This window comes from Bradyrhizobium sp. JHI2711 (genome assembly GCF_056156565.1).
Window position 1 is genome coordinate 1 of the sequence record NZ_JBPZPT010000009.1, and the last position, 12433, is coordinate 12433.

Annotated in this window: 9 protein-coding genes and 5 pseudogenes; 8 read left to right on the forward strand and 6 right to left on the reverse strand. The window is 60.0% G+C overall.

Annotated features, from left to right (window positions below):
- Positions 1-34 precede the first annotated feature (34 nt).
- Positions 35-961, forward strand: a pseudogene (locus tag ACTEK7_RS34845) (IS3 family transposase); the annotation flags it as partial.
- Between the two features lie 18 nt (positions 962-979).
- Here the strand turns inward: ACTEK7_RS34845 and ACTEK7_RS34850 are convergent.
- From ACTEK7_RS34850 to ACTEK7_RS34865, 4 genes and pseudogenes are all read right to left on the reverse strand, one after another.
- Positions 980-1153, reverse strand: a pseudogene (locus ACTEK7_RS34850) (IS3 family transposase); the annotation flags it as partial.
- Between the two features lie 64 nt (positions 1154-1217).
- Positions 1218-2729 carry a group II intron reverse transcriptase/maturase gene (ltrA, locus tag ACTEK7_RS34855; protein ID WP_225130581.1) on the reverse strand — a complete coding sequence of 504 codons (1512 nt, stop codon included), beginning with the start codon at positions 2727-2729 and terminating at the stop codon, positions 1218-1220.
- Between the two features lie 550 nt (positions 2730-3279).
- A pseudogene (locus tag ACTEK7_RS34860) lies at positions 3280-3606 on the reverse strand (transposase); the annotation flags it as partial.
- A gap of 200 nt (positions 3607-3806) precedes the next feature.
- Positions 3807-4031: a transposase gene (locus ACTEK7_RS34865; protein WP_225130583.1), complete on the reverse strand. Its 225-nt coding sequence runs from the start codon at positions 4029-4031 to the stop codon at positions 3807-3809.
- 965 nt (positions 4032-4996) lie between these two features.
- Between ACTEK7_RS34865 and tnpA the strand changes: the two genes are divergently transcribed.
- The 4 genes and pseudogenes from tnpA to ACTEK7_RS34885 all read left to right on the forward strand — a co-directional run bounded on the left by tnpA (position 4997) and on the right by ACTEK7_RS34885 (position 7205).
- Positions 4997-5410: an IS66-like element accessory protein TnpA gene (gene tnpA, locus ACTEK7_RS34870; protein ID WP_225148627.1), complete on the forward strand. Its 414-nt coding sequence runs from the start codon at positions 4997-4999 to the stop codon at positions 5408-5410.
- A 5-nt stretch (positions 5411-5415) separates the two neighbouring features.
- Positions 5416-5770, forward strand: a pseudogene (tnpB, locus tag ACTEK7_RS34875) (IS66 family insertion sequence element accessory protein TnpB).
- 101 nt (positions 5771-5871) lie between these two features.
- Positions 5872-6447 (forward strand): annotated as a pseudogene (locus ACTEK7_RS34880) (transposase domain-containing protein); the annotation flags it as partial.
- Positions 6448-6542: 95 nt separating this feature from the next.
- Positions 6543-7205: an IS66 family transposase gene (locus ACTEK7_RS34885; RefSeq protein ID WP_275945349.1), complete on the forward strand. Its 663-nt coding sequence runs from the start codon at positions 6543-6545 to the stop codon at positions 7203-7205.
- Here ACTEK7_RS34885 and ACTEK7_RS34890 read toward each other — a convergent pair.
- Both ACTEK7_RS34890 and ACTEK7_RS34895 read right to left on the reverse strand, forming a co-directional pair.
- Entirely contained in the window at positions 7202-9271 is a 2070-nt protein-coding gene (locus ACTEK7_RS34890; RefSeq protein ID WP_225130585.1) for a recombinase family protein, read from the reverse strand. The two genes, ACTEK7_RS34885 and ACTEK7_RS34890, sit on opposite strands and share 4 nt — an antisense overlap.
- Positions 9243-9443, reverse strand: a complete 201-nt coding sequence (locus ACTEK7_RS34895) for a hypothetical protein (protein ID WP_225130587.1) — start codon at positions 9441-9443, stop codon at positions 9243-9245. Before ACTEK7_RS34895 ends, ACTEK7_RS34890 begins: the two co-directional genes overlap by 29 nt.
- 260 nt (positions 9444-9703) lie before the next feature.
- Between ACTEK7_RS34895 and ACTEK7_RS34900 the strand changes: the two genes are divergently transcribed.
- From ACTEK7_RS34900 to ACTEK7_RS34910, 3 genes are all read left to right on the forward strand, one after another.
- Positions 9704-9952, forward strand: coding sequence for a transposase domain-containing protein (locus ACTEK7_RS34900; protein ID WP_463671684.1), 249 nt, complete (start codon positions 9704-9706; stop codon positions 9950-9952).
- A gap of 47 nt (positions 9953-9999) precedes the next feature.
- Entirely contained in the window at positions 10000-10599 is a 600-nt protein-coding gene (locus ACTEK7_RS34905) for a UPF0149 family protein (protein ID WP_225130589.1), read from the forward strand.
- 602 nt (positions 10600-11201) lie between these two features.
- Positions 11202-12410, forward strand: coding sequence for an acetyl-CoA C-acetyltransferase (locus tag ACTEK7_RS34910; RefSeq protein ID WP_225130591.1), 1209 nt, complete (start codon positions 11202-11204; stop codon positions 12408-12410).
- Positions 12411-12433: the final 23 nt, after the last annotated feature.

The window sequence follows — 12433 nt, forward strand, 5'->3', positions numbered from 1 at the left end:
ATGAGGGAGGAGGACGGTGCGGACCATCCCATTAATGGTGACGCAAGCGGCCAAGCGGAAAGCTGTCGCCCATCTCCGTGGAGCCTTCGGGATGAGCGAACTGCGGGCGTGTAAAGTCATCGGCTGCCGTCGCATGACCATGAGATACCAGACGATCCGGGCGGACGATGCCGGCCTTCGCCAACGCATGAGGGTGATCGCGCAGGAGCGCCGCGCTTTGGCTATCGGCGCCTCCACGTTCTGCTCAAGCGGTAGGGCTATGTGATCAACCACAAGAAGCTGTTCCGGCTCTACCGCGAAGAGAAGCTTGCGGTGCGTCGTCGTGGCGGCCGCAAGGGGCGATCGGGACCCGGGCGCCGATGACGTTGCCGATGGCGCCGAACGACCGCTGGTCGCTCGACTTCGCATCGGATCAGCTCACCGATGGTCGCCGCTTCCGTATCCTCACCGTGGTCGACGACTGCACCCGCGAGTGCCTGGCGCTGGTAGCCTACACCTCGCTCTCGGGCACCCGGGTGGCGCGGGAGCTGGACAGGCTGGTGATGGAGCCCGGCAAGCCGAAGATGGTGGTTAGCGACAACGGCAGCGAGCTCACCAGCAACGCCATCCTGACATGGGCTGATCAGAGCCGCGTGGCATGGCACTACATCGCGCCGGGCAAGCCCATGCAGAATGCCTTCATCGAAACTTCAACGGCCGGTTGCGCGATGAACTATTGAACGAGACGCTGTTCACGTCGTTGGCCCAGGCCCGCGTCGCGCTCCGATGCTGGCGGACCGATTACAACGAGGCACTACCACACCCGCAGCTCAGATGGAAGACGCCGTCCGAGTTCGCCTTCACCTGCCACCCGCGCCGGGAGCTGGCGCTGCGCTATGCCGAGGGCTCCGCGCCAGCTCGCGCCGCTGCCACCGCCCAACCGGGCAAATCCAACAGCCGGGGCGAACTCAGGACTGGGTAAAACTTGGGGGGCAAGGTCATCGGTATTGAAGATTTCCCGCTTACCGTGGCAAGCGATAGCGTCCTCCAGCGTCTCGATGCAGAATGCGGCTTCCATCGTGATCGAGACGCGCCACGACAGCACCCGGCGGCTGAACCAAACAAGCACCGCCGCGAGATAGACGAAGCCGCGCGCCATCGGGGATGGAGTAAGAAGCGCATAGGCGCTTCTCCTCCCCGAACCGTACGGGCACCTTTCAGCGCATACGGCTCTCCACTCAAGTCTGGCCCATGGCCATTGCGACATCTCGATATCGCGAGGTGATGGTCTTCCGGGGCTCATCCCTGAAGATGTAGGGATTTGCCTCCGGAGTTCTCCATCGGAACTGCCCCTTTGGACTGGACACCAATCGATGCAGTGCTTTCCCGACATGATGGCCTCGTTCACTGACCCCGTGGACAAACCAGGTCTTGGCTTGCCCAGCGGCCGGCGGTCGGTACCAATTCCGCATCAGTGGTTTGATGCGACTCCGGTACTTCCTCGCCAGCCAATGCGCCATTTTCCAGAACACAACGTGATCGATGTGTCGGAACGTGGTCGCGGTGAAGTCCGTGTATTTGTAGAACGCCGCCCAGCCCCGCAATTGGCGGTTCAGGCGGTCCACCATGTCGACCTTGGCAAGATCATGCTCACCGGAGAGGGCCTTCGACACTTTGTGAGTAAATGCCTTGGCCTTCTCTTTGGGTATGGTCGTGACGACCGCCATTCGTCCGTGTGATCCCCGCTTGCGAATGATCCGGTGCCCCAGAAAGACGAAGCCGTCATTGACGTGGGTGATATGGGTTTTGTCCATATTCAGCGTCAACTTCAGCTTGCCTTCCAGAAAGGCACGGCATTCCTCGCGGATGGCCTCGGCATGGGCCTTCGTCCCTTTGACAATGACGACGAAGTCATCGGCATAGCGACAATAGGCTACGGCAGGTTTCCACTCACGGTTCTCTCGAACCGTGATCGGACGCCCCTGTTGAATGCCGAAGTTCCACGCCCAGCGATCTTTCCTCGCTTTCTTGTTCAGGTATTTCGCCTCCAGCCAGCGGTCAAACTCATGGAGCATGATGTTGGACAGGAGCGGCGACAGAACGCCACCTTGCGGAACGCCTTCACTCGCTGCGGAGAACAAGCCACGGTCAACGTGACCGGCTTTGAGGATTCGCCAAAGCAGATCGATGAATCGCAGATCCCTGATGCGACGACGCACGCATTTCAGGAGCAGCCGATGATGGACGGTGTCGAAGTAGCTCGCCAGATCGCCTTCGATGATCCAGCGGCCCTTCGAGTCAGAGCCATCCTGCAACTGCATCCTAACTGTGCGAACCGCATGATGAACACTGCGTTCAGGACGGAAGCCGTAGGAGCCGGAGTGGAAGTCGCTCTCCCAGATCGGCTCCATGGCCATCAGCATCGCCCGCTGGACGATGCGGTCCAGCAGGATCGGTATACCCAATGGTCTCAGCTTGCCATTGGCCTTCGGGATATGGATTCGCTTGACTGGCGTCGGTCGATAGCTGCCGTCCAGCAAGGCCACGCGCAGCCGCTCCAGATGATGCTCCAGATGAGCTGCAAGACGTCGCTTGTCCATTCCGTCAAGGCCCGGTGTGCCCGCGCCGCTCGACGCAAGTACGATCCGGGCCGCTTCGGCAAGCCAATTCCTGTCGGTGATGAGCCTGAGCAATCGATCAAACCGACGGGTTTGATCGGCTGAGGCCCATGTCGCGAGCTTGTGCTGCATTTCACTGATTATCAAAGGTCTTCACCTCGTTGGGTCAGATCACGTGCACTCCAAGCAACTCAAGCTGCTCCCCTTCGCCATGTGGCCGGCTTTCCCGGCCTCGGACTACTACGGAAGCTCTGCCAGCATGACGGACATTGGAGTCAACTCCCTTGTCATTCCGCTCATGCCTTCCCTCGTTCATATGTCGGACTCCAGCGTATCGGTGAGATTGCCGGTCGCAGTCTTTTCCCTTGCTTGCCGCAAGTCGATGCCGTTGCCTCGGTCTGGCTATGTTCTCCCCCTCGGCCCACGCAAGACGCCATACATCTACGCTCGCGTTCGAGTGTCTCCGGCTACATTTCCATCGACACCATTCAGCATTCCGCCTGTTAAACCGTGTAGGCGGAGGCGACATTTCAGCCCACAGACGCGGATAAACCGGTTCGTGTTCCTCAACCTTCCGATACTCAGCCTCGGGAACCATCTCGGTGTAACGGTTTCACCTCAATTCCCTTTACCTGCGGGCTACGTCACCCTGCCAGTTGACAGCAGGTCACCGCCGCTTGGGCTCATGCTTCCCCACAGCACATCGCTTTGGCTCAGCAGGCCGGCTTTGCTGAGCGCGCCTTCTATAAATCGTTCTCCAGCGTCAGCTCCCCGATCTTGGCGTGCAGCGTTTTCACGTCTACCGCCGGCTCGCTCGTTCTGTTGCCGCCGCCAGCACCAAATACCTCGGCCGCCGCTTCCTGAAGCTGGGACTTCCACTGCGTGATCTGGTTCGGGTGCACGTCGAAATGCTCAGCCAGCTGGGCCAGCGCCATCTCGCCCTTGATCGCGGTAACGCTACCTTGGCCTTGAATGCCGGTGCGTGGTGCCGGCGGACTCGTCTGCTCATCGTCTCTCCTGATTCACGGGACAATCTTGCCCGCCGTCAGGCAGAAATTCCACTTATCGCCCTGTCCAGATTTCCAGAGCCAGCTCTCCGGCCCGTGGAAGCGGCTACAGCCATAGCGCGTTCCATTGGTCGTCGATCAACAATGGCGCGACGCGTTCTTGTGCGAGCTCCAAGTGTTGTCCAGTCTTGATCGCGACTGCTCAAGCCGGCCTTTCTCGCCATAGGCTGCTCGATGTGTCCCGACAACGCAAACAAGTCGTCGCACAAGCCTTGCGCCAGGTCGCCAAATGCTGCGGTGACAGAGCGCGGTGCCGCGCGAAGTCAGAGACGATCGCACCGCAAACAAAGGCTTCCGCGATCCGTCCCTCGTGGACCTCGGCGCTCCAGCGCCGCCGACCAAATGCGCGCGACAATACGCTCGACACATATGCAAACCGTGTTCTTCAAAGCTAACGCATATTGCCGGTCTGCTCAACAACAACGGGTCCGGGAAATACGGTGCTGATCTCATTAACGGGCCGGTCGTTGCGCTTAAAGATCCTGCAACTTTCTCGATTCCCAGCTCCGCTGTTTTCCATCGTGCTTTCATTTTCCCCGCACACTTACGGCCACCGTCGAGGGAGCGGCCTGTGTGTATCGGATGACGTTACGTGCTCCGATGACAAGCTAGCGGCTGATCTGTCGCCCCGTTTTGCAACCAAGCCGGTCTCCCGCACTGGATTTCTGCTTAGGCGTCAGGCATGGGGATGGAACCATGCGGTAGCGCCCACTATCGGGCGCCCGAAATCGCAGCTCTCGGCATGAGATGCGGCTCATTCCGCGATGCTAAACCCTTCCCCAACCCGGCAAGGCGGATGACGGACGCGGTGGCGTTAGCGAACCTGTGGCCCGGAAGAAAATGCGCTTCGTTCCGATTAAGACGGCCGCAGATTATATGGGCGCCCCTGAACAATGGCCGAATTATCGGCGCCTGGCTCACTGGCGATCACAGCGATAACGCAGTGACATTAAAACGATCTAACGGGCGCGGGCCGGCAGATGACAAGGTGAAGTGTTGGTGACCCATGGCGCGAAATCCCGAACCGAGTGAAGCTATTTCCTCTGATCCACTCAAGCGCAAAAATTTGTATTAGCTCCTTTGTTTCGCAGATGTCGTAACGGCCAGCGGCTGCAGATTGCCGAGCGCAAGAACCGGACATATGAGCGCCCGTTCTAATTTGTGAAAAGCGTAAGGCTATTGGCTCGCGGTAGATCTGTTCAACGAGTGTGGGATCTTTCAACACACTCTCGAACATTTCAATGGATAGCGGTACGACGACCCCACCTCGTTTAGGTGGGCGAGACGAGCGAGACTCGTGCGTGGATAGACAACGTGAGGGACGCTCATTCCATGCATCAAGACAGACATCAAGACAGGCATGATGCCGTCTCCTATCAGCGGATCGAAGTGATCACGGGGGAGAGGCGACGGCGCAGTTGGAGCGATGCGGAGAAGACGCGGATCGTGGCCGAGAGCGCCGATCCGGAGACGGGCATTTCCGAGGTGGCGCGACGCAACGGGGTCAACCGGGGACTGCTCAGTGTGTGGCGGCGCCAGGCGCGGCTCGCGTCGAGCGAAGCGCCGCAGTTCGTGCAGGTCAGGCTCGGCGCCGCCGTCGAGGCGCAGCCGAACGCGATCGATAAGGCGCATGTTCTGGTGAGTCCGGCCGAGCGGATCGAGGTGATGATCGCGGGCGCGACGGTGCGCGTGCGCGTCGGCGTCGACGCCGCGACGTTGGAGCGCGTGCTGGCGGCGGTAAGGTAGACGCGATGATCTCGTTCGGTCCAATGGTCCGTGTGTTCGTCGCGACGCAGCCGATTGACTTTCGCAAAGGCTTCATGGCCTGGTCGCGCTGGTAGCGGAGGGATTAGGCGGCAAGCCCTATAGCGGCGACGTGTATGTCTTCCGATCGAAGCGATCGGATCGTTTGAAGCTTTTGGTTTTTGACGGCTCGGGAATGGTTCTAGCGACGAAGTGGCTTGAGAATGGGGCTTCGCCTGGCCACCTGTTCGCGAGGGTACGATGCCGGTGACGGGGGCACAAATGGCGATGCTGATCGAAGGTCTTGCGGAGTGGTCGCGTGTGGTCCCGAAGGTGACGAACCGGCCGACGAAAGTTGCCTGAATCGTCTTGTTTTGCTGGCGATTGCGAGTGTGTTCGTGTAGCTCTGCGATATGGCGCTTCGCCCTGAAGATCTCCCCTCTGACCCTGCGGCTCTCGCCGAGATGGTGCTGGCTTTCGAAGGCGAGAACGACGATCTGCGCGCAGAGATCGCCACGTTGAAGAGCCTGATCTTCGGCGCGCGATCGGAGCGCTCGGCGATCGTCTGCGCCGAACAGATCGCGCTCGATCTGGAACGGACTGCGGGCGCGCGGCCTCCGGCCAATGACGACAAACCGGACGCGCGGAGACCGAAGCGGCGCAAACCCAGGCGCAACATCGGCGCGCTACCGGCGCATCTGCCCCGGGTCGAGCGGGTGATCGAGCCGACGTCCACGCTGTGCCCGTGCTGCACGGGACAGATGCATCGGATCGGCGAGGAGAGCAGCGAAGCGCTCGATCGGGTTCCCGCGTGGTTGCGTGTACTCCGCACGATCCGTCCCAAATATGCCTGCCGGGCCTGTGAGGGCCCGATTGTCCAGGCCCCGGCACCGGCGCGGCTGGTCGAGGGCGGCATGGCGACGACGGCGCTGATCGCGCATATCGCCGCGGCCAAATATGCCTGGCAATCGACGCTCTACCGCCAGACGCAGATCCTGGCGGGCCAGGGTGTCGTCGTCGACCGTCAGACGCTGGCGCGCTGGATGGAGAGCGCGGCGTGGCTGGTCAGGGGACTCTACGATCTGCAACTGAAGACCATGCACGGCTTCGAGCGGCTGTTCTGGATGAGACGCCGATGTCGGTGCTCGACCCGGGACGCGGCCGCACGAGGATCTGCCAGTTCTGGGCGCATGCGACGGACGATCGGGCGTGGAAGGGTCCGGCGCCGCCCGCGGTCGCCTATGTGTTCGCAGGCGATCGCGGCAAGAAGGAGATCGTGGCGCAGGTGGCCGGCTTCGAAGGCGTGCTGCAAGTCGACGGCTATGCGGCCTACGCCTCGCTGGCCGGCGATGCGAAGGTGTCGGGCCAGATCCAGCTGGCGTATTGTCTCGTTCACGCGCGCGGCAACTTCCTGAGGGTGCACAAGACGACGAACTCACCCTTCGCCGCGGAGGTCATCGAGCGCGTTGCGGCCGTCTACGCGATCGAGGAGAGGATCCGCGGTCTCGGCGCCGGGGAACGCCGCGCGGCGCGACAGGCCGAGACGAAGCCGCTCATGGAGGCGTTGAAGGCTCGTCTGATCGCGGTGAAGGACGGGATCTCCCGCCGCTCGACGCTCATCAAGGCGATCGATTACATGCTCGAACGTTGGCAGGGACTGATGGCGTTCCTGGATGACGGGCGGATCGAGCCGGACAGCAACACGGTTGAGCGTTCCATGCGCCCGATCGAAGACGCAACTCGTTGTTCAGCGGCAGCGACGAGGGTGCTTCATACTACCATCTGCCTATCTCCCTAGAGTTGAAGGCATTTCTGGTTGGCGTCGCAAGACGGCGGACGGCGCGATCGCCTGCGAGAGGCATCTTGGCGCACATCTGGTTGCGTGAGATCAGATTGTTTGATGATCCATGTCGAGCCCTTGCATAAATGCTCCGCGGGCAATCGTCCCTCAATGATCATGCGACGTATCGTTGACGGACTGACGTCGAGCATCTCCGCTGCCTCGATTAACGAGAGCTCACCTCGATCCCGACGTTCTCCTTCACGATAAGGGGCGATCTCTCGGGTTCTGCGCAATGAACATACGCTGGTCCTCGTCCAGGACGCCCCGTGCGCGGTTGTTTTTCCGGAGCGACTGAGCAAGGCAGCGATTGCGTAGTCAGGCATTTGACGTGCAAGCACGCGTACAAGATCCACTACCTCGGTGTCGGTCGTCCAACGCGTCACGCCGACACGGTTCTTCTTAGCCTTCAGGCGGGTGTGATCGCCACCTTGCCAGTGGATGACGAGGTCAAGATGCTCATTGTCCTGATCCACGTCGACAACGGTTTCCGACAGAACTGTGCGTAGGATTTTCTTCTTGATCTCGGACGTAACACCGGGGCGTTGCCAGGCTCGGATCAGATCGTCCCCGAGTGTGAGCAGCGCTTTGCGATCGCCGGCGCTGAGTCCAGGAGAAGGCGAACTGGTCAAGCCCTCGATTTCTCGTTCAATCACACGTGCAGCTTGGATGCGCTCGTTCCAGCGACGCTCAAGTTCACTAGCGGCGTGACGATTGTCGGGGTCGACCGCGTCGTATCGGCGATACGCCCGGTTCGCTTCGTAGTGCGCCTGTTCGAGAGACCTTTGGAGCTGACGCAATTTTTCCGACTGTTCGGCGCCCTGAGTTTTCATTGCATTTAGCGCAGCCTCAACGCCAAGCGGTTGAAGCCGCTCCAGCACCTCTCGCGCCACCATCCGATCGAGGCGCATTCCACCGAAGCCAAGACAGGCTGCGACGGCCGCTTTGTTGAAGTCTCCGCGGCAGACATATCTCTGCGTGTCACCGCCTCTACCAGAATACTGAACGTATAACCGCCGACCACATCGCGCGCAGCGCAGAAGCCCAGGGAGAAGTGCTTCGCCGCGTCGGACGGCTCCTCGACCCAGATAGCTCTTGCCGTTGGCATTGTCCGCAATGAGCCGCTGGTTTCGAACAAACTCATCCCAGGAGATATAGCCCTCGTGATGGTCGCGGAGCAGCACGTCCCAGGCTTTCCAATCTCGTTGGGGATTTCGCTTCACCTTCCTCCGGCCGTTCTCAATCGTCGTCCTGACACCCCGTCGTCCGAACGCGTACGCACCGGCATAAACAGGGTTGGTGAGCATGTGATTCAAGGTCGTGTAGCTTGGCGTACGCCATTCGATTTTCGGATCGCTCGAACCTCCAACGGCGAAGGGTAGCGCGATCTTCTCCTGGGTCAACCAGAGCAAGACCTGCCGGATCGATTGCAACTCCACAAATTTCCTAAAGACGAGATCCTGCGCCTCGTGGACACGTACGTCCGGGTTTTTCTCGATTCGGTCATCTTTCGTCTTCACGTACCCGATGGCGACCGTCGTGAAGTGCTCGCCGCGCCGAGCCTTTTGTTTGACGGCTTCAACTGATCGCTGTCGAATGACGCTGAGTTCCAGCTCGCTCATCGTTCCCCTCATCCCCAACAGCAATCGATCGTTGATCGACCGCGAATCATAGACGCCATCTTCATCGACAATGAGCGTGCCGACCAAGCCGCAAAACTCCAACAACGTGCGCCAGTCTCGACCGTTTCGAGCGAGGCGGGAAGCCTCGATCGAAAATACTGCGCCGACGCGGCCCTCGCAGATTAGCGCCAACAACCGCTCAAATCCACGTCTTGCAGTGCCGCCACCAGATTTGCCAAGGTCATCATCAATAACCTCGACTTCGCTCCAGCCGAGTGCACGGGCGCGAGCCTCAAGGCCGTATTGCCTACGTTGGCTCTCCAGGTTGTGTACGACCTGATCGACCGATGACTGTCGAACGTAAACCACGGCGCTACGCGCCAGGGCGGAGATCTTCGTCATGACCCGCCTCCTGACCTGACTGGGCTGGCGCTGCGGGCGCCTTTGCGACAGCTTCGTTTAGCAGAAGCGACAGCAACTTTGCGGCCTCGGCTTGCACCACCTGAGGCAGATGCTCTGCTCGCGCCGTCGCGAACAGATCCGGTTGCCGCCTTTTTTGCATCGTCTTGGACATGGGCTCCTCCCTCGACGGGAGGCGATTCCTCCCAACGCGAGGCTACGAGGACGTCAAGGAACATGCGAAGCTCAAGAAGTCGATCCACCGGGAGACACGGATCAGCTACAATTTTAGCCGATGCTGCTTTGAGCTCCGTCATCCATGCCGGCAGAAGATGGAGGCGGCCGTTCTCGCGGCGAACCGTGAAGTGGCGGTGGCATCGTGGATTTGTTCGCCGAGCACGACCAGGTCTCGGCCAGCGTCAGGATGGAATGGATATGTTACTCGAACTTCGTTGCCCGGAATCCCTGCATTATGCAGCCTCTTCGGAAGGCGGGGGCGAGACATGGGCGGTACTCTCTTCGCTTCTTAACACGGCGAAATTGAATGGCCTCGACCCCGAGGCCTATCTCGTCGACGTTCTCGAACGCATGGTGAGCGGCGCCACGAAGACCCACCAGCTTCACGAACTTCTGGCCTGGAACTGGAAGGCCGCGCGCGAAGCCGAAAAGCGTGCCGTGGCATGACGAAGCGGAAGCAACGGCGAGTAACGCGTAAGCCGGTCAAGACGACGATGGCGGACTATGCCATGTCATTCGAGCGGCTCGGGCAATGGATGAGCGAGCGCGCCAGGTCGCCGACGCTTCGGCATCCGCGAGCGACGTCGCTCTCTATGCTCGACGGCGCAGTGGCCGCTGTCGTCGCCGGGCCGGTCTCGATGGCCTCCGAGGAATGGGTGTGCCCACTCCTCGGCGTCGATCCCGACGCCTTCAATCACAACACCGAGGGGTTCTCGGCGATCGCTGCCACGCTGATGCGCCACAACGCGATCAGCGAGACGCTGTCGACGAGACCGGAGAGCTTCGAGCCGCTGTTCGTGCGATCGCCGGACGGCGACGTCGACCCGCAGCCTTGGTGCATGGGCTTCTACGCCGTCATGAAGCTTCGGCTTCTCGTCTGGTCGCGGCTTCTCTCCCAGAACGGAACCGAACACCTTATGCTGCGGCCGATCCTGGTCCATTGCATCGATGACGCCGGTCGGCCCTTGCTGCCCCCGGCCCGGCGCACACTGGGAACACAACCCATTGTCCAAAACGCCTGGCGCGACATTCCAGCAACCGTCGAGGCCCTGTGGCAGTTCTGGGTGCCTATACGCTTCAAGCGTGGCACGTAGGCCGTCCGCGCCAAGTCCGTGGCCCTCTCGTACCGCTTACTTTCAATGAGTGGAGCTGCGCTCTGTAAGCGGGAGCGACAGTCAAGAGAAACATACGACATTCGGCGCATCGTTGTTCGGTATTCGACAAGGGATCTGGAACGGCGGTAAGTGAAAATTCTTTCCGCGAAGCCAGATAGTGTAAGGTCGTCAGGTCCACACGCTGGATCAGTCTTGGCATGACTATTGCTGTACGTCGCAATTGAGGGGTAACGACACTGAGAGTGGCCTAGCGCATTAGCACGCGCAAAGCGCAGTGCTCTTAGTTTCCGAGCTAGCCTTAAGTACGAGAGGACGAGAGATAGAAGCCCGTGCAGAATATCAGTTGGTCAGGTGCGTCCTTATGTTAAAGAGAAGTACCTTCCGCTTAGAGAGATCGTTTCTCAAGTCGCATGACATTGGGGTGGCAGAAGTCCGGAGAGGTGCATCGCCCGGAGTGTATTCCTGCGTCGCGGTATCGGAGCCTGGCGGACGCATGGATACTGACCGCCGATGGCTGTTTCGCCCGGCAAGCCACCTTGAAATCCGCTGTCCGATATTGGTCCCATTTTAGGTGAGGTATCATGCCTGAGGCATTCATCTATGATCACGTTCGTACTCCACGAGGTCGTGGAAAGCCGGACGGCGCGCTACATGAGGTAACCGCACTTCGGCTAGCCTCCGTGCCACTCAACGCACTTAGGCGGCGGAACAACATTGCTTGCGATATGATCGACGATGTTATCCTCGGCGTCGTCGATCCCATAGGCGAAGCCGGTGGCGACATCGCTCGGTTCGCGGCGCTCAAGGCTGGGCTCGGCGATGCAGTAGCCGGCGTACAGATTAATCGGTTCTGCGCTTCAGGTCTTGATGCCGTGAATTTTGCAGCCGCCCAGATTATGAGCGGTCAGCATGAACTCGTCATCGGCGGCGGCGCTGAATCTATGAGTCGGGTTGGCATGGGCTCATCCGGCGGCGCCTCGTCGATGGATCCCACCGTGGCAATACCCATCTATTTCATGCCGCAGGGACTGTCGGCAGATTTGATCGCAACGAAGTATGGCTTTTCGCGCAACCAGGTTGATAGCTATGCCGTGCAGAGCCAGCAGCGGGCAGCAAAAGCATGGGAGCTGGGTCGTTTCAACAAATCGGTCGTGCCGGTACAAGATATCAACGGGCTTTCGCTCTTGGACAGGGACGAGCACATTCGCCCAAACACAACTCTGGAGTCTTTGGCACAGCTCAAACCGGCTTTTGAGGAAGGTGGGCAAACGGGCAGCTTCGACGCCGTCGCCATTCAGTCACACCCCGAACTTGAGAGCATCAACCATGTGCACCACGCCGGCAACTCGTCGGGCATCGTCGATGGCGCTGCAGCAGTGTTACTCGGGAGCAAAAAGTGCGGTGTGAAACACGGGCTCAGGGCGCGCGCAAAAATAAGAGCTTTCGCCAGTATCGGTTCGGAGCCCGCGATCATGTTAACCGGTCCAGTCGATGTCACAAATAAATTGTTCGCACGCGCCGGCATGAATAAGTCGGACATTGATCTCTTTGAGGTCAATGAGGCGTTCGCTTCAGTCGTCTTGCGCTATATCGAAGCGTTCGAGATCGATCACGACAAGATCAATGTCAATGGTGGCGCGATTGCGCTTGGCCATCCACTAGGCGCCACCGGCGCGATGATCTTAGGCACCGTGCTCGACGAGCTCGAACGCAGCAATAAAGAAACCGCCCTAGTGACCCTATGTGTTGGCGGCGGCATGGGGACTGCCACAATCATCGAACGGGTGTGAAGGCAAGGCGGCAGGAGCAGCAT